This is a genomic window from Streptomyces sp. Act143 (assembly GCF_003143935.1).
Lineage (GTDB): Bacteria > Actinomycetota > Actinomycetes > Streptomycetales > Streptomycetaceae > Streptomyces.
Genome location: NZ_QFRX01000001.1, coordinates 9103780 through 9119823, shown reverse-complemented (window position 1 = coordinate 9119823; position 16044 = coordinate 9103780). Strand labels below are relative to the sequence as shown.

Sequence of the window (16044 nt, the reverse complement as noted above, 5' to 3'; positions counted from 1 at the left end):
CCATGGAACGCAGCGAGAGCCCCCTGCGCCGCCTCCTGAACCGCATCACCCCGGACAGCGCGCCCTCCCCCGGCACCCCGGCGACACCGATCGTGGCGCGCCCCGCACCCCGCGGAGCACCGACACCGGCTTCACCGGCCGCCCCCCAGACCCCGTCGGCCCGCCCCCATCCGAGGCCGCCGCACCAGGCGAACGGCGCCCACGACCACGGCGTCCCCTTCAGCGTGCGCCCGGCACGCCCGCCGGAGGAGGACCCCCCGTTACCGGTGCCGCCGGTGTCGTACACCTCCTCGCCCGCCGTCGACTGGCGGGTCGCCGCCCGTTTTCCCGCCGCCCACCGGGTCCTCGGCGCGATCGAGGCGCTGCACCGGGCGGGGGCGGCGGAGTGGAGCTGTCACGCGGAGCCGGGCGGCGGGGCCGTCTGGCTGCTCAGTGTCATCGGCCCGGCCGTCGGCACCGACCTGCTGACGCTGCACGGCGGCGAGCCCCGGCCGCTGCTCGGCCACGGAGCGCTCGCCGAACGCTACGGCGGGCCGCACCAGTTGGCGGAGGTGCTGTCCTGGCCCCGCCTCGACACGGTGGACCTGGTCGCCCGCCTCCCCCTGTCACCGCCCGGCCCCGCCACCCACCGCGCCCTGCACGTACTGGCAGCTCCGCAACTGCTGTCCTCCGTGGTCCGCCAGGCGCTGGCCTTCGGCGTGGAGGTGTCGACGCTCGTCGTGCGCGCCCGCCCCCTGGACAGTCCGGAGGCCTCTCAACACGAGGTGACGGTGCTGTCGTTGACGTCGCCCGAGGAGCTCCCGCACGCCCTTGTCGTGGCGCTGTCGGCGCTGCCCCGGACCGCGGTGTGCCGGCCGGTGGCCGGTTGCGAGCGACTGCTGCTGGACGTACGGCTGCGCCCTCCCGTCGATGACGCCTTGCTGTACTCCCCCGTGCCCGACGGCGAGTTGTGGCTGGTCGGCGATGTCGAGGAGTGCCCGCCGCTGCGACTGGAGCCGCTCGGTACGCCCTCCCCGATACCGGCCGAGCTGATCGGGGTGGCCCCCGAACCGGCGTCCACGTCCCACGCGTTGCCGGAGGGCGCGCGAGTGCCGACGGTACGGGTGCGCGTGGTGGCGGACACCCACGCGGCCACCTCGGTCGACGCGGTCCTGGTCCACGACGACGAACTCCCGCTGTTACGGCGGTACTTGCCGGGGCGCGTCCTGGGCGAGGCGGGCTTCCTGCTGCCCGGTCCCGGTCACCATCTGCTGCTGGAGCCGGCCGGGTTGGCCCGTGACCTGCCCTTCGGGGTGCCGCTGCACCGGATCGGCCCCGGCAGCCTGTACCTGGAGTCCGGGCACACCCTCACGCCCCCGCTGCCGCCCACGGCCCGCACCCGGCTGTTCGCCCTCGACGGCACCTCCGCGGTGGTCTGCTGGCACGGCGGCCGGCACCGCTTCCCGCTCGCCCCGATGGTCCCGCTGTGGACCCTGTGGGCGCCGCCGGACCCGGTCGAGGTCTCCACGGGGCTGTCCAAGGCGGGCCAGGAACTCCTGGACGCCCTGGCCGCGTTGGCGGGCGCGAGCGGCGCACCCGCGGGAGCGACTCCGACATCCCGCCAGGACCCCGGCGAGGCCCTCGAACGGGCCGCACGGCTGCGGGCGTTGGGCGACCACGAGGCCGCGGCCGAGGCGTACCGCTCGGCGGGCGACCTACTGGAGGCGGCCCGCCTGTTCGAGCAGGCGGCGCTGGAGGGGGCGGAGGACCGGTGACGGCGGGCCTCGGCGAACGCCCCACGCAAAGCCGTACCGGACCGACGACCGCAGAACTCGGCGAACACCCCGCGGGAAGCCGCACGGTACCGGTGACCGCAGAACTGGACGAAGGCCCCACGCAAAGCCGTACCGGACCGATGACCGCAGAACTCGGCGAACGCCCCGCGGGAAGGCTTGGCAGAGCGGAGGCGGCGAGCCTCCACGACGGGTCCGGCCGCGCGGGGCGTCCGTGACGGCCGGTCCCGAGAGCACCGCCTCGCCCGCGCCCCGGAGGCTCCTCACCCTCGCCGGCACCGGGCCCTGCACCGGACTCTCCCGTGACGGCACGGCGTTCGTGCATCTCAGCGACCGTCTCCTGAGCTGCCGGGACGACACCGGGCGCGTGCTGTGGTCGGCGCCCGGCGAGGGACTGCCTGCGGCCGTGGACTGGGGACCGGACGGCGGCGAGGTGTTCGTGCTGCGCGCCGGGCGGGTCGAGGTGTACGACGGGGACAGCGGGGCCCTCGCCGACGACGGCTTCCCGGTGCCGGCGGGCGCGGACACGCTCACGGTGTCACCCGACGGGCTGTGGGTGGCCTGCGCCGGTGACGGGGTGCTGGTCCATCACCGGGGCACCCTCGTCTCGTCCCCGCTGCCGACCGTCGACCCGGTGATCGCCCTGGCCTGGGACCCGCAGGGCCGCCAGCTGTGCCTGGCCACCGCCACCGCGCTCCAGCTGTGGAGCGTCTCGCCGGTGCGGATGGACTTCGCCCCGTGCACCGGCCGCACCGGAATCACCGCCCTCGCCTGGTCGCCGGACCGGGACGCGCTGGTCTTCGCCGACGCGGCCGGACTGCACCTGGTCGACCGCGCCACCGGCCGGGCCCTCGCGGACGCCCCGGTCCCCGGTGCCGTCGTGGGGCTGGGCTTCAGCCGCACCGGGCGGTTCGTGGTGGCCGCCACGGACCGGGAGGCACTGCTCGTCCTCGACCGCGCGCTGGAGCGGGTCGCGCACCTGCCCGCCCGGGTCACCGCGCCGCGCGACCTGAGCATCTCGGCGACGGGCCGGGTGCTGTGCACCGCCGATGCGGGCACGGAGCTGTGGGAGCTGCCGGACGCGGCCCCGTATCGCGCGGAGCGCCGGGTGGGCGTGCTGCTGCGCAGTTGGGCCGCGGCGATGTGCCGGTCGGTGGGGCGGGCTCTGCCGGCGCTGCGGGACCGGGCGCCGCGGGTCACCGGGCGGACCTTGCTGCACGACGGGGGCGACGGGCTGTGGGCTCCGGCGGTCGCGGTGTCGGCGCGGGACGGCCGGTGGGTGCTGGAGACCGAACCGGGTTCGCTCGCCGCGCTGCACACCGCCCGGGCCGAGGACCGCCAAGGCGATGCCGGCCCAGGCGACACCACGCGAGGTGACGCCACGCGAGATGACGCCGACCGAGGGAACACCGGCCGGAGCGGCACGGGCCCAACCGGCTCCGGCCGGAACAGCACGCACAGAAGCGACACCGGCCGAAGCCACACCGCCCGCATCACCCCGAGCCGAATCGACACCACCCGACAGGCACACGCAGTCACCGGACCGGGCGGCGCGCATGACCTCGAACTGTCGCCCACCGCACCGGAGTTGCTGGCCTGCGCCTCACGCGAGGGGCAGGCCGGGCTGACCGTCCTCGACCTGGAGAGCGGGGAGATCCGGGCCGTGCTGGAGGGCGGCCAGGCCCCCGCCTGGTGCCCGGCGCCGGCCGAGGGATCGGCGACGCTCGTCGTGCCCGAGCCCGGTCCCGCGCCGACGCACCTGTTCGTCCACGTCCTGGACGCCCGGGGCGCCCCGGCGCACCAGCGCAGGAGCCTGCATCTTCCGCAGGGCACGGGCCGCCCCTGCTGGTCACCGGACGGGACGACGCTGGCGGCCGGAACCCTCGGCGCGGTCATGCTCTGGCACATGCCGCGTCGGGAGCGGGCCCGGCGGCTGGCGCTGCCCTCGGGCGCGTTCGCCGCCCGCGTCGCCTGGTCGCCGGACGGCAGCCGGCTGGCCGCGACCCCGCCCGCCGGGCAGGGGCCGACGGTGGTGTGGTCGACGCTCACCTGGCGGGTGCTGCGGGAGTTCGGCGCGCCGGGCGGGCGCGGCTGGGCACCGGCACTGGCCTGGTCGCCGGACGGTTCGCTGCTCGCCGCGCCGGGGCCCGGTGCGGACACCGCGGTGGTCGAGGTGTGGGACGTGGGCCGGGGCACGGTGGCGATGACCCTGGAGGGCGGCCCTGGGCAGGGGCCGGTGTGGGCGGTGCGCTGGGACCGGGACGGCCACCGGCTGGTGGTGACCCACAGCGGCGGACGCACGGTCGTATGGGAGTTGCGGACCTCCGCGGAGGCCACGGAGCCGGGCCCCCGGCTGCCCGAACCCCCCGACTACCTGGCGGAGTTGGGCGCCTTGGCCGCCGCCGTCGACGCGGCCGTCCCGCTGGACGTGCTCGCCGGCATCTCGGCGCTGCTGCGGCCTGCGCCCCCGGCGGGGCGACGGCTCGTGCACCAGAGCCCGGCCGCCCGCGCGCTGCGTGACCTGGGCTGGCCGCGCTCCGCGCATCCGGCGCTCAGCGCACTGGTGGCGTCGCGGCTGCCGAGGGACGCACGCTACGTCCCGCCGCCGGGCATCCCTCTTCAGGAACTGCGCACGACACTGGAGTGGGGCCTGCGGGGCAGCGCCGAGCAGCCGGAGCGGCCTTCCGTCACGACCGCGGGACTGACCGCCGCCCTCGACCGCGTCAAGCGCGAACTGCTGCCGTTGCTGGCCCTGTTGGGGCCGGACGCGGTCCGCGAGGACCCCGCGCTGCCGCTGCGCCTCGCGGACGGACCGTGGACGTCGGCCGCGGAGGCCGCCGCCCGCCTCCCGGACCTGCCCGCACGGCTGCCCGTCCTCCTCGGTGACGACGTCCCCGGCCCCACCACGGCCGGCGCTCCGGCCCAGTGGGCCCGCCACGGCCCGCCCGACCGCCTCGTGCCCGGCCAAATGGCGCTGCCCGCACCCCTGTTGAACGCCCTGTGGGCGCAGGACGCGCTGCTGTACCGCACCCGGCGCGGGCGGCTGCCGTGGACCGAACGGGACGCGGTGCTGGTCCTGGACACCGGGGCCGCGGCCCAGGGGCAGGTGGGGAGTTGTCTGCGGCTGTGCGCGCATCTGCTGGCGGCGGCGCTGCTGGAGGCCGACCGCGCGGTGGCGCTGGTGCGCCTCGACGGACGCGGGGCGCCCGCGCGGCTGACGTCGGCGTCGGATCTGCGCCGGCTGTGGACCCCGGTGCTGCCCGAGCCCGCCGACCCGGTGCGTGCGGCGGGGCTGGCCCGGGCGGCGGCACGCGCGCTGGCCGCGGTCGACTCGGGCGAGCCCCGCACCCTGCTGCTGACCCATGTCCACGAGCCGCCGCTGCCCGTGCCGGGTGCGCTGGCCTTGCGGGTCCACTATCCGCGGCACCCGGTGCCGCCGGACGGGCCGGACACCTGGGTGCTGGCACCGGAGCCGGGCGGGGAGGAGCTGCGACGGGTGCTCGTACAGATCCTGGGAAGGCTCTAGGCGGTCCAGGTCACCCGCAGAGCATCTGCTCCACCGCCTCGGGCCCCATCCTCTCCAGCAAGGCCTCCAGCATGTCCGGCCGGAAGGCGTCCCCGAGCACCTCGACCCCCTGCTCGTCCCAGCTGATGCGCAGCCGTACGAGCCGTCCGTCGGGATGGTCGTCGTACTCGGACGCGTCGATCAGGTCCGGCAGGTCCTCCACGAAGCGGTACTCGGTGCTCATGCCCCACCCCTCTCGTCCATGGTCCAGATCCCGGCGATCCGTTCCCCGCAGGCCGGGCAACTGCCGCCGCGCAGACGGCTCTCCGTCTGCCCCCATACCCCTCGGGCCACCACCTCGACACCGCACCGCGGGCAGTGGGTGGCCCGTCCCCCGGCGCCGAGGGCGCGTTCGACGTACACGTACCGCAGTCCGGCGTCCCGTCCGATGCGGGCCGCGGTCGCGAGCCGCTGGGGCGGCGTGGGCCGCTCGTCACGCAGCCGGTAGGTGGGGGTGAAGCGGAGGAGGTGCCAGGGCGTGTCCGGGCCGAGTGAAACCACGAACTCGGCTATCCGCGCGAGCTGTTCGTCCTCGGCGCTGGTGCCGGGGACGAGCGGCGTGCTCACCTCGACCCACACCCCGGCGGCCTTCAGCAGCCGCAGCGTCTCCAGCACCGGGCCGAGCGGCGCCCCGGTCAGTCGGCGGTGCGCGTCCTCGTCGGCTGCCTTGACGTCGATGTTGACGGCGGCGAGGACCGGGCTCACGCGCCGCACGGCTTCGGGGGTGAGGAAGCCGTTGCTCTTCCACACCAGGGGGACGCCCAACGGCTCTGCGCGGGCGCCGAGTTCGAGGGTGAGTTCGGCCGCCAGGGACGGCTCGGAGTAGGAGAGGGCGAGGCCGCCGCCCCGCTCGGCGGCGGCCGCGACCAGCTTCTCGACGTCCGTCTCGTGGGCCGCGACTCGGCTGTCCGGGTCCCTGCCGTACTGCGAGACACGATGGTTGACGCAGTAGTCGCAGCGGAACGAGCAGCCGGGCGGGGCCAGGGTCAGCAGCGGCAGGCCGGGCCGGAAGTGGTAGAGGGGCTTGCGCTCCACGGTGGACCAGTGCTCGACGGTCGTGCCCCAGGCCGCCGTGAGCACCCGATCACCTTCCCGGCGCCGCACCTTGCACGCGCCGGTGTCACCGTCGCGCAGCCAGCAGCGGAAGGGGCAGAGCGTGCACTGGAGGCCGTCGTCGACGGCGCGGTAGAAGTCCGCCGGCACCCACGCGACCACCCACCCACCTCACCCCGTCACCCGGATTTCCACGGTACTCCGTTCCCGGGCGGCGCAGGGCGCGGACATAATGCTCGGATGACTGAGGCCTCCCCCTTCCCCACCGGGGCGCTCCCGCTCCACAAGCCGGTCGTCATCATCGGCGCCGGCCCGGCCGGTCTCACGGTCGGCGCCATCCTGCGGGCAGTGGGCGTCGACTGCGTGGTCCTGGAGACGGAGACCCGTACGTTCATCGAACAGCGGCCCAGGGCCGGGGTGTTGGAGGAGTGGGCGGTACGCGGCCTGGAGCGGCGGGGTCTCGCGGCGAACCTGCTGGAGCGGGCGCAGCGGCACACGGAGTGCGAGTTCCGGCTCGGCGGGGAACGGTACCGCTTCGAGTACACCCGCCTGACGGGCCGTCACCACTGGGTGTATCCGCAGCCGTTGCTGGTGACGGACCTGGTGCACGAGTACGCGGACGTCCGCGGCGGCTCCATACGCTTCGGCGTGCGGGACGTCCGGCTGCACGACCTGGACTCGGACCACCCGGTCGTGGAGTACGTCGACGCCGACGGCGAAGACCGGCTGATCCCCTGCGACTTCGTGGTGGGCGCCGACGGGGCGCGCGGCGTGACCCGCGCTCTGCTCACCCCGGACCGCGCGCTCGTCTCCCGGCACGACTACGGCATCGGCTGGCTGGCGCTGCTCGCGCAGGCGCCGCCCTCCAACGACTGCGTGGTCTTCGGCATCCACCCCAACGGCTTCGCCGGGCACATGGCGCGCAGCCCGGAGGTGACCCGCTACTACCTGGAGTGCCCGCCCGGCGACGACCCGGACAACTGGTCGCATGACCGGGTGTGGTCGGAGCTGCAGCAGCGCCTGGGGGCGAACGGCGCCCCGCGCCTCACCGAGGGCCGCCTGATCGAGAAGCGGGTCCTCGACATGCACAACTACGTGGTCGAACCGATGGTGTTCGGGCGTCTCTTCCTCGCGGGCGACTCCGCCCATCTCACCGCGCCCATCGCGGCGAAGGGCATGAACCTCGCCCTGCACGACGCCTTCCTGCTCGGTGACGCGCTGGTCGCCCAGCTCACCAAGGGCGACTCCAGCGGCCTGACCCGCTACTCGCAAGCCTGTCTGGGCCGGGTCTGGGACTACCAGGAGTTCTCCTGGTGGCTGTCGGAGATCTACCACGGCACCTCGTCCGGCGATCCGTATCTCGCCGGGACCACCCAGGCCCGTCTGCGCCGCCTCTTCGCCTCCCCGGCGGCGGCGCTCGCGTTCGCCGAGCAGTACCTGGGCATGGACCCCGACCGCTGAGTCACTGGCTCAGTCGTGCACCGGCCGGTCGCCGATCCGGTGGTCCGCCACGTTCAGCGCCTCGTCGACCAGGCGGCGCAGATGCCCGTCGCGCAGTGAGTAGATGACCCGCCGGCCCTCCTTGCGTGTGGTCACCAGCCCCGCCAGCCGCAGCCGCGCCAGGTGCTGACTGACCGCGGGCCGGGCCGCCCCGCAGGCCTCGGTGAGGGTCGTGACGTCCGCCTCGCCGTCCGCGAGGGAGTGCAGCAGGACGAGGCGGGTGCGGTCGCCGAGGAGGGCGAGGAGTTCGGCGGCCAGGGCGAACTGTTCGTCGCCCGGGGTACGCGGGTGCGCATGATGCGCAGGTGATAGGTGCATGCGTGCGCTCATACGCACATAATGGCGGCAGTGGGCGGCGGACGTCCACCGCACGCACCGGAAGGGGTCTGCACGTGAGCGACCGGCACCCCCACGCACACGGCCATGAGCACACTCACGCCCCGCACGGGCACGGGCACGGGCACGGGCACAAGCCATCCCTCCGGCACCGCCTCAAGCACCTCCTCACCCCTCACTCGCACGAGACCGCCGACAAGCTCGACCCGGCCCTGGAGTCATCGGCGCGCGGCATGCGCGCCCTGTGGGTGTCGCTGGTGGTCCTCGGCGTGACGGCGCTGGCGCAGGCCGGGGTCGTGGCGGTGTCCGGGTCGGTCGCGCTGCTCGGCGACACCGTGCACAACACCGCGGACGCGCTCACCGCCGTGCCGCTCGGGATCGCCTTCTTCGTGGGCAGGCGGGCGGCGACCCGGCGGTTCACGTACGGCTACGGGCGGGCCGAGGACCTGGCGGGCATCGCGATCGTGCTGACGATCGCCGCGTCGGCCGCGTTCGCCGGGTGGACCGCGCTCGAGCGGCTCCTCGATCCGCGCCCCGTGCAGCAGGTTCCCGCGGTCGCGGTCGCGGCGCTCGTGGGCTTCGCGGGCAACGAGTGGGTGGCCCGCTACCGCATCCGCGTCGGCCGGGACATCGGCTCGGCCGCGCTCGTCGCCGACGGACTGCACGCCCGCACGGACGGCTTCACCTCGCTCGCGGTGCTGCTGGGCGCCGGTGGTTCGGCGCTGGGCCTGCAACTCGCCGACCCGATCGTGGGGCTGGCGATCACGGCCGCCATCGCCCTCGTCCTGCGGGACGCGGCGCGCGAGGTGTTCCGGCGGGTGCTGGACGCGGTGGACCCGGCCCTGGTGGACCGGGCCGAGCGGGCCCTGTCGGAGGTCGAAGGGGTGCGCGGGGTGGGCGAGTTGCGGCTGCGCTGGATCGGCCATCGGCTGCGCGCCGAGGTGGCGGTCGTCGTGGACGGCGACGCGACGGTGCGGCAGGCGCACGCCATCGCCGTCGACGCCGAACACGCGCTGGTCCACGCCGTCCCGCGCCTGACGGCCGCCCTGGTGCACGCCGATCCGGCCCCGCTCCCGGGCGAGACGGACCCGCATCTCGCCCTCGCCCACCACATGGCGGCCTGAGTTCAGATCCCCAGCCGGTCGAGCACCACCGCGCCGGGCAGCTCCGCGAACGCCTTGCCCGGCACGAGCAGTTTGCCGCGCCGACGCCCGCTGCCGACCAGGACGTAGGGCAGGTCGACCACGGCCGAGTCGACCAACAGCGGCCAGTCGGCGGGGAGTCCGACGGGGGTGATGCCGCCGTACTCCATGCCGGTCTCCCCCGTGGCGATGTCCATCGAGGCGAACGAGGCCTTGCGGGCGCCGAGTTGGCGGCGTACGGCGCCGTTGACGTCGACCCGGGTGGTGGACAGCACGACACACGCGGCGAGCGTGGACTCGCCGCCGCGCTTGCCCGCCACCACGACACAGTTCGCCGACCGCTCCAGCAGTTCCCGCCCGTAGTGCTCCACGAAGACGGCGGTGTCGGCCCACTGGGGGTCGGTGTCGACGTAGACGATCTGCTCGGCGGGCACGCTGCCGCTCCAGCGGCGTACGGCGTCCGCGACGGGCGCGGTCAGTTCGTCGAGGCAGTCGGGGGCGGGCGTGGCGTGGTCGAAGTGTCCGATGGGTGCGTCCATGACGGCACGCTAACAGCCGTACGACCGTGCCCCGCCGGGTGTCTCAGGGGGCGGGCGGGACCGAGATGGCCAGCACGAACACCGTCGGTTCGGTGCCCTGATTGCCGTAGGTGTGGGCCGCGTTGGCGTCGAACGTGACGCTGGAACCGGCCGGGACGCGGTGCTCGGCCCCGTCGACCGTGAGGGTCAGTTCCCCGGCGGTGACGTGGCCGATCTCGACGGTGCCGACCGGGTGCGGGTCGGAGGAGCTGCTCTCGCCGGGCATCAGCTTCCACTCCCACATCTCCAGCGGGCCGGGCGCCTCGGTGCCCGCCAGCAGGCGGCTGTAGCTGCCCGCGTCGGTGTGCCAGAGGCGCACCACCTGCTCGGGCGGGACGACCCGCACTTTGGGGCCCTGCTCGTAGTCGAGCAGGGTGGTGACGCTGACGCCGAGCGCGTCACCGATCTTCACCACCGTGCCGATGCTCGGGTTGGTGCGGGCCTGTTCGATCTGGATGAGCATGCCGCGGCTGACCCCGGCACGCGCGGCGAGCACGTCCAGGGTGAAGCCGCGCTCGGTCCGCCAGCGCTTGACGTTACGCGCCAGGGACTGGGTCAGCAGGTCGAGGTCCGACACTTCACGTCCAATATTTTGTATGACAGCGTGCACGTTGTTGAACTACGGTGGGGTGAACCGCATTGTTCATCGAACTGTACTGCGAGGCACCCCGTGACAGCACTCTTCGCCCTGGCCACGAGCCTCCTGTGGGGCCTCGCCGACTTCGGCGGCGGACTGCTGACCCGGCGTACCCCCGCCCTCACGGTGGTCGTCGTCTCACAGGCGATCGCGACGGCCGTGCTCGGCGCGATCGTGGTCGCCACGGGCGGCTGGAGCGAGGCGGGACCGCGCCTGTGGTTCGCGTTCGCCGCGGGCGTCGTCGGCCCGGTCGCCATGATCTCCTTCTACAAGGCGCTGGCGCTCGGCCCGATGGGCGTCGTCTCCCCGCTCGGCACCCTCAGCGTCGCGGTCCCCGTCGGGGTGGGTCTCTTCCTCGGCGAACGCCCGGGCCCGACCCAGTTCGCGGGGATCGCGGTCGCGGTCCTCGGCGTCGTCCTCGCGGGCGGTCCGCAGCTCAGGGGCGCTCCCGTGCAGCGTGAGGCGATCGTCCTCAGCCTGGTCGCGGCCCTCGGCTTCGGCATGGTGTTCGCGCTGATCGCGGAGGCGTCGACGACGGTGACCGGCCTGTTCCTCGCCCTCTTCGTCCAGCGGGTGACGAACGTCGCGGTGGGCGGCGCGGCCCTGTACACCTCCGTGCGCAGGGGCAACCCGGCCCTCCCCCCGACCGGCTTCCCCTGGGCCTCCCTGCCGGCCCTGGCCTTCATCGGCCTGGCCGACGTCGCGGCGAACGGCACCTACGCGGTCGCCGCCCAGCTCGGACCCGTCACCGTGGCCGCCGTACTCGCCTCGCTCTACCCGGTGGTGACCGCGCTGGCCGCCCGCGGCTTCCTCAGCGAACGGCTGCACGCGGTCCAGGCGGCGGGCGCGGGCCTGGCCCTGGTGGGCACGCTGCTCCTGGCGACCGGCTGAGCGGCCCGCTCAGTCCAGCTCGGCGAGCCTCGCCGCGGTCTCCTCGTCCAGTTCCGCCAGCGCGTTCAGCTGCTCCGGGGTGATCCCCTCGGGCAGCGGCACCGGTGCCGGCGTCCGGAGCGGCGGCTGCCAGCCCTCCTCGGGCGTCCACCGTCGCACGACCCGAGCCGGGGCCCCCGCCACCACCGCGTGGTCGGGCACGACACCCCGCACCACCGCGCCCGCGGCGACGACCACGTTCCGCCCGATCCGGGCCCCCGGCAGGATCACGGCACCGGTCCCGATCCAGCACCCCGGCCCGATCTCGACCGGCTCCATGCGCGGCCACTGCTTGCCGATCGGCTCGTGCGGATCGTCGTACGAGTGGTTCGTCGACGTCACATAGACGTACGGTCCGAAGTAGCAGTCGCTGCCGATGGTGACGGTCGTGTCGGCGATGACATGGCTGCCCCGGCCGAGCACCACTCCGTCCCCGATCCGCAGGATCGGGTCGGGGCCGAGGTCCAGGTCGGGCATGAGTCCGGCCGTCAGGGTCACCTGCTCGCCGACGATGCAGTGGGACCCGAGGTGGATCCACGGCTCGCCGAAGACCGTGCCGAGCGGGAAGGCGAGTCTGGTACTCGTTCCCATCGCGCCGAAGCGGAAGCGACCCGGCTGCTCGGCGGTCACGGAACCCGTGCGCTGCACCCAGGCCCAGCCCGCGTGGACGGCACGCTGCGCCATGCGGCGCCGCCAGGACGAGAACGTGTTCTTGCGCTTCAGCACCCGCTCACGGTACTGACCGGACGGCCTCCGCATGAGGTCGGGGGCTTGTGATCTTCGCCCCACCCGGACGCACTCCGCCCGCGCGCCTCACCCGCGACGGATGAGGCGGCCCTGCCGGCGCCGTGGTGCGGTGACGGAATGACCTGGTGCGGCATGCTGAACCCCCTCGACCTGGCGGGACGTGTGGCGTGCCGCACTCTGGGGGCCGCCCGCGCCGTCACCGACCGGCTGATCCGGACGCTCACGGCGGCCGTCGTGGACCGCCTCGACCTCGACGACCTGGCCGCCAGGATCGATGTGAACCGAGTCGCCGACCGGGTCGACGTGAACCGCGTGGCCGACCGCGTGGACGTGGACCGGGTCGCCGACCGCGTGGACGTGGACCGGGTCGCCGAGCGGCTGGACACCGCTCCGGTCGTCGCGCGCGTCGACATCGACGCCGTGCTCGCCCGTATCGATCTGGCCGCGCTCACCAGGGCCGTCCTGGAGGAGGTCGACCTGGGCCGGATCGTGCGGGACACGAGCGGGGGAATCGCCGAGGAGAGCGTCGACGCGCTTCGGTCGCGGAGCATGCGGGCCGACCGGATGGTCAACCGGGTCGCCGACCGGCTGCTGCACAGACCCGGCGCGGACCCGGCGCGGGCCGACGGTCACGGGCCCGCGTCGTGAGCCCGCCGTGACGCGGGAGGACCGGGGCGGGGCGGTGCCGCCGCAGGGTGACCCGGCGGGGGTCGTCTCGCGCTGCCTCGCGGCCGCGGTCGACGCACTCGCGGTGGCGGGCATCGGCCTCGCCGCACAACTCGCCTTCGGCGGTCTGCGGCTGCTCGTCACCGGGCCGCCGCTGCGCATCCCCGAGCTTTCCACCTGGCTGAAGGGCGTGCTCAGCTGGGCCGTCGCCGTGCTCTATCTGACCTTCGCCTGGACCTCGACGGGCGGCACCCTCGGCTTCTGGCTGCTGGGCCTGCGGGTCACCACCCGCGACGGGCGGCTGCTCGGCGTCCTTCGCGCCCTGCTGCGGGCCGTGCTCTGCATCGGCTTGCCCGTGGGCCTGCTCTGGATCCCGTTCAGCCGCCGGCACGCGTCGGTCCAGGACGCGCTGACCGCCACCTCGGTTCACTATCACCGCTTCTGACGGACGATCGGCGAGCGTCGCGCCTGCAGGAGCGGACGGCCACCGGCGGCGGGGCGCCGGCCGTCCATCCGTCCCGCACCGGCACCGGTCACCCCCGCGTACGCGCCGGTGCGCCCCTCTCCCGCGGCAGCAGCGCGGCGGTGCCCAGTCCTCCGAGTCCGACGACTCCGAGCACGATCATCGCGGCGGCGTACGCGCCGAAGGCGGGGTCCGCCACCAGGATGGTGCCGGCGACCGCCGTACCGACGGACGAGCCCAGGTTGGACACACTGCGGGACAGGCTGGAGATCTCCCCCTGCCGGTCCTCCCCGAAGCTCGACTGCACCACGTTGACCGACGGCGTCAGCATCACCCCGAGTCCCAGGCCGATCATCAGCAGGCCGGGGGTGAAGGCCCAGGCGCTCGTGGTGCCGTCCGCCATGCCGACGAGCACCCCGATGCCGCAGACCGACACCGCGAAGCCCACCATCACGAGGGTGCGTTGCTCCCGCCGCTTCGCGAACCGTTCGGCGCCGAGCGAGGAGGCGAGCAGACCGAGAGTGGCGGCCGTGAAGACGACTCCGGTGCGTATGGCGTCGTAGTCGCGCACGACCTGAAGGTAGGCGGCCACCGTGAACGAGACGCCCATCAGCAGCAGCCACTGGAGATGCTGGGTGACCAGGGCCAGATTGGAGACGCGGTTGCGGAACAGGCTCAAGGAGAGCAGCGGTTCACGGCCGGAGCGTTCCTGAACCACCGTCCGGCGGAAGAACCAGGCCAGCACCAGCCCGCCGGCCAGGAGCAGGGCGGCGGAAAGCCGGCCGTTGTCGTCGGTGGCCAGGATTCCCATCACCAGAAGAATCAGTCCGACGGCCGACAGGACCGCCCCGCCGGTGTCGAGGACGCGGGCCGGGTCGGCGGGCAGCGGGTCCTCGGCGTGCCGGCACAGCACGATGATCAGCGCGACCACGAGCGCCTGGAACACGAAGGCCGCCCGCCAGCTGAGGGCCGAGGTGATGAGTCCGCCGATCAGCGGTCCGGCGGCGGCGCCGATGCCGCCGAATGCCATGACCGCACCGAACGCCCGGGCACGGGAGGTCACTTCGGTGAAGAGCAGCGTGATGAGGATGTAGACGGGCGGGATGAGCAGCGCCGTCCCGACGCCCTCCAGGATCGAGTTGCCGAGGATGAGCACGCCCAGGCCGGGGGCGGCCGCGCTGAGCAGGGCGCCGACGCCGTAGACGGCAAGGCCGGTCACCAGACAGCGTTTGCGGCCGTAGCGGTCGGTCAGTTTTCCGCCCGGGATCATCAGAGCGGCCATGACGAGCAGGAACACCGTGATCGCGGTCTGCACGCCTTGGACGCTGGTGTCCAGGTCCTCGCTGATGTCAGTGATCATCACGTTCATGTTCGAGCCGGCGAAGCTGCAGATGAACTGCGCCAGCGCCAGCGGGGCGAGGATCCGCCGAGCGGTCCTCCGCGACAGTGCCGGGCGGTCCCCGGAGGTGGGGACGGGGGGTACGGCCATGACGATCTCCTGGGCTACGGCTCCTGAGCCCTGCTGAACCCCGGTGGCTCCTGAGCGCGGCTCCGAGTGCTGCAACCCGGCCATGGTCGGCGGCCCCTGATCATTCGTCATCACCCATGCGAGGTGACGTCGGGGGCGTGGGTGCCGGAGTAGGAACCATGGGCGAAGGGCCGCACACCGCGGCCACCCCGAAGACGGAGGCCCTGTCATGGCCACCTCGACATCAAAACACCAGCGCTCGGCGGGCGTCCGGGCGGCGGCCGGCGGACTGACGGCTTTCGCCTGCGTGATGCTCATCATGTGCGGCACCCTCGACATCTTCCGCGGCATCATGGCCATCGCGGACGACGAGGTCTTCCTCACCACTCGCAACTACACGTTCAAGTTCGACCTGACCAGCTGGGGCTGGATCCATCTCGTCCTCGGCGCGGTCGCCGTGCTCGTGGGCATCGGCCTCGCGGCCACCGCCAAGTGGGCGCGGGTCATGGGCGTGCTCATCGCCGCGCTGCTGGTCATCGTCAACTTCCTCTCCATCCCGTACTACCCGTTCTGGTCGCTCACCCTGATCGCGCTGTACGGCTTCGTGATCTGGGGCCTGTGCGTGGTGGAGCCGGACTCGGAGTCGTAGCGGGCCTGGGGCAGCGGGAAATGACGGACAAAAGGGCCGAGCGGATCGCGAAGTCCATCGATCCGCTACGGGTGCGGCACCGGGGTGGCGCTGCCTGCCGACCACGCCGCCGGCGTCCAGGAAGTGGAGGCGTATCAGCACCCCGTGGCGGTTCCCGGCAGCCAGCCGCCGCCGGCGTCCACGTGGCGAACTTCAGGGTGCCCTCCACCGAGGAACTCGACCACGACCACCTCTGGCGCTGTGCCCGCCGGCTGCCGCGGCGCGGCGAGAACGGCATCTTCAACCGCTCGCACTGCGAGGAGGTCCTGGCGGTGCGGGTGCACCCGGTTCCTCAAACGGATCGACGTCGCAGAGCGCAAGTGGAAGTTCTCGGCGGCGGACGCAGTAGGGGGACCCTGCGAATCTCCTCCTCGCCGAGGTCCGGGACTGTTCCGGTGAGGGCCACGCGCAGCGCGTCGTTGCGGCAGGGCGCCGGCCCGCCCCTCGGGCCAGACGCGGATGTTCACCTCGTGGTCCACGGGCTGGGCGGGCAGCGCAC

At 73.9% G+C, this 16044-nt stretch carries 15 protein-coding genes and 1 pseudogene; 9 read left to right on the top strand and 7 right to left on the bottom strand.

The features are described 5' to 3' along the window. Nucleotides 1–2: 2 nt before the first annotated feature. A complete protein-coding gene (locus tag DI272_RS41695; protein WP_109500339.1) occupies nt 3–1754 on the top strand; it encodes a hypothetical protein in 1752 nt (583 codons plus the stop codon). Nucleotides 1755–1986: 232 nt separating this feature from the next. Further along, nucleotides 1987–5298, top strand: coding sequence for a hypothetical protein (locus DI272_RS41690; protein WP_109500338.1), 3312 nt, complete (start codon nt 1987–1989; stop codon nt 5296–5298). Nucleotides 5299–5308: 10 nt separating this feature from the next. Here DI272_RS41690 and DI272_RS41685 read toward each other — a convergent pair whose 3' ends face one another. Both DI272_RS41685 and amrS read right to left on the bottom strand, forming a co-directional pair. Continuing rightward, nucleotides 5309–5521 (bottom strand): radical SAM-modified peptide, FtsH ternary system-associated, encoded by a 213-nt coding sequence (locus DI272_RS41685; RefSeq protein ID WP_109500337.1) that lies wholly within the window; start codon nt 5519–5521, stop codon nt 5309–5311. After that, nucleotides 5518–6552 (bottom strand): AmmeMemoRadiSam system radical SAM enzyme, encoded by a 1035-nt coding sequence (gene amrS, locus DI272_RS41680; RefSeq protein WP_219933876.1) that lies wholly within the window; start codon nt 6550–6552, stop codon nt 5518–5520. The genes DI272_RS41685 and amrS overlap by 4 nt, the downstream gene beginning before the upstream one ends. A 78-nt stretch (nt 6553–6630) precedes the next feature. Here amrS and DI272_RS41675 point away from each other — a divergent pair, with 78 nt between their 5' ends. Then, nucleotides 6631–7851 carry a 4-hydroxybenzoate 3-monooxygenase gene (locus DI272_RS41675; RefSeq protein WP_109500336.1) on the top strand — a complete coding sequence of 407 codons (1221 nt, stop codon included), beginning with the start codon at nt 6631–6633 and terminating at the stop codon, nt 7849–7851. A 9-nt stretch (nt 7852–7860) separates the two neighbouring features. Here the strand turns inward: DI272_RS41675 and DI272_RS41670 are convergent, their stop codons facing one another. Then, the gene (locus DI272_RS41670) at nt 7861–8220 is read right to left on the bottom strand and encodes a helix-turn-helix transcriptional regulator (RefSeq protein WP_181387477.1); all 360 of its coding nucleotides are present in this window, start codon (nt 8218–8220) and stop codon (nt 7861–7863) included. Between the two features lie 62 nt (nt 8221–8282). Between DI272_RS41670 and DI272_RS41665 the strand changes: the two genes are divergently transcribed. Beyond that, nucleotides 8283–9350 (top strand): cation diffusion facilitator family transporter, encoded by a 1068-nt coding sequence (locus DI272_RS41665; protein ID WP_109500334.1) that lies wholly within the window; start codon nt 8283–8285, stop codon nt 9348–9350. A 2-nt stretch (nt 9351–9352) separates the two neighbouring features. On the opposite strand, the gene DI272_RS41660 is transcribed toward DI272_RS41665, so the two are convergent. Both DI272_RS41660 and DI272_RS41655 read right to left on the bottom strand, forming a co-directional pair. Continuing rightward, the gene (locus tag DI272_RS41660) at nt 9353–9907 is read right to left on the bottom strand and encodes a YbaK/EbsC family protein (protein ID WP_109500333.1); all 555 of its coding nucleotides are present in this window, start codon (nt 9905–9907) and stop codon (nt 9353–9355) included. Between the two features lie 43 nt (nt 9908–9950). After that, nucleotides 9951–10523: a helix-turn-helix domain-containing protein gene (locus DI272_RS41655; RefSeq protein ID WP_109500332.1), complete on the bottom strand. Its 573-nt coding sequence runs from the start codon at nt 10521–10523 to the stop codon at nt 9951–9953. Between the two features lie 93 nt (nt 10524–10616). Between DI272_RS41655 and DI272_RS41650 the strand changes: the two genes are divergently transcribed. Next, the gene (locus DI272_RS41650; protein ID WP_109500331.1) at nt 10617–11474 is read left to right on the top strand and encodes a DMT family transporter; all 858 of its coding nucleotides are present in this window, start codon (nt 10617–10619) and stop codon (nt 11472–11474) included. Between the two features lie 9 nt (nt 11475–11483). On the opposite strand, the gene DI272_RS41645 is transcribed toward DI272_RS41650, so the two are convergent. Next, on the bottom strand, nt 11484–12239 hold the full coding sequence (locus DI272_RS41645; protein WP_258314828.1) for an acyltransferase: 756 nt from the start codon (nt 12237–12239) through the stop codon (nt 11484–11486). A gap of 153 nt (nt 12240–12392) precedes the next feature. Here DI272_RS41645 and DI272_RS41640 point away from each other — a divergent pair, with 153 nt between their 5' ends. Further along, complete coding sequence (locus DI272_RS41640; RefSeq protein ID WP_258314827.1) at nt 12393–12908, top strand: hypothetical protein; 516 nt, start codon at nt 12393–12395, stop codon at nt 12906–12908. A gap of 7 nt (nt 12909–12915) precedes the next feature. Next, nucleotides 12916–13371 carry an RDD family protein gene (locus DI272_RS41635; RefSeq protein ID WP_109500328.1) on the top strand — a complete coding sequence of 152 codons (456 nt, stop codon included), beginning with the start codon at nt 12916–12918 and terminating at the stop codon, nt 13369–13371. An 88-nt stretch (nt 13372–13459) separates the two neighbouring features. Here DI272_RS41635 and DI272_RS41630 read toward each other — a convergent pair whose 3' ends face one another. After that, a complete protein-coding gene (locus DI272_RS41630; protein ID WP_109500327.1) occupies nt 13460–14878 on the bottom strand; it encodes an MFS transporter in 1419 nt (472 codons plus the stop codon). A 208-nt stretch (nt 14879–15086) separates the two neighbouring features. Between DI272_RS41630 and DI272_RS41625 the strand changes: the two genes are divergently transcribed. Then, nucleotides 15087–15506, top strand: coding sequence for a hypothetical protein (locus DI272_RS41625; protein WP_109500326.1), 420 nt, complete (start codon nt 15087–15089; stop codon nt 15504–15506). A 20-nt stretch (nt 15507–15526) separates the two neighbouring features. Continuing rightward, a pseudogene (locus tag DI272_RS46345) lies at nt 15527–15829 on the top strand (polyphosphate kinase 2 family protein); the annotation flags it as partial. Nucleotides 15830–16044 lie beyond the last annotated feature (215 nt).

Bases quoted from the DNA above. Each gene is read 5' to 3' on its own strand.
- DI272_RS41640 (WP_258314827.1), top strand. From the start codon at position 12,393: ATGCTGAACCCCCTCGACCTGGCGGGACGTGTGGCGTGCCGCACTCTG.
- DI272_RS41625 (WP_109500326.1), top strand. From the start codon at position 15,087: ATGGCCACCTCGACATCAAAACACCAGCGCTCGGCGGGCGTCCGGGCG.
- DI272_RS41685 (WP_109500337.1), bottom strand. From the start codon at position 5,521: ATGAGCACCGAGTACCGCTTCGTGGAGGACCTGCCGGACCTGATCGAC.
- DI272_RS41660 (WP_109500333.1), bottom strand. From the start codon at position 9,907: ATGGACGCACCCATCGGACACTTCGACCACGCCACGCCCGCCCCCGAC.
- DI272_RS41630 (WP_109500327.1), bottom strand. From the start codon at position 14,878: ATGGCCGTACCCCCCGTCCCCACCTCCGGGGACCGCCCGGCACTGTCG.
- DI272_RS41670 (WP_181387477.1), bottom strand. From the start codon at position 8,220: ATGAGCGCACGCATGCACCTATCACCTGCGCATCATGCGCACCCGCGT.
- DI272_RS41675 (WP_109500336.1), top strand. From the start codon at position 6,631: ATGACTGAGGCCTCCCCCTTCCCCACCGGGGCGCTCCCGCTCCACAAG.
- DI272_RS41695 (WP_109500339.1), top strand. From the start codon at position 3: ATGGAACGCAGCGAGAGCCCCCTGCGCCGCCTCCTGAACCGCATCACC.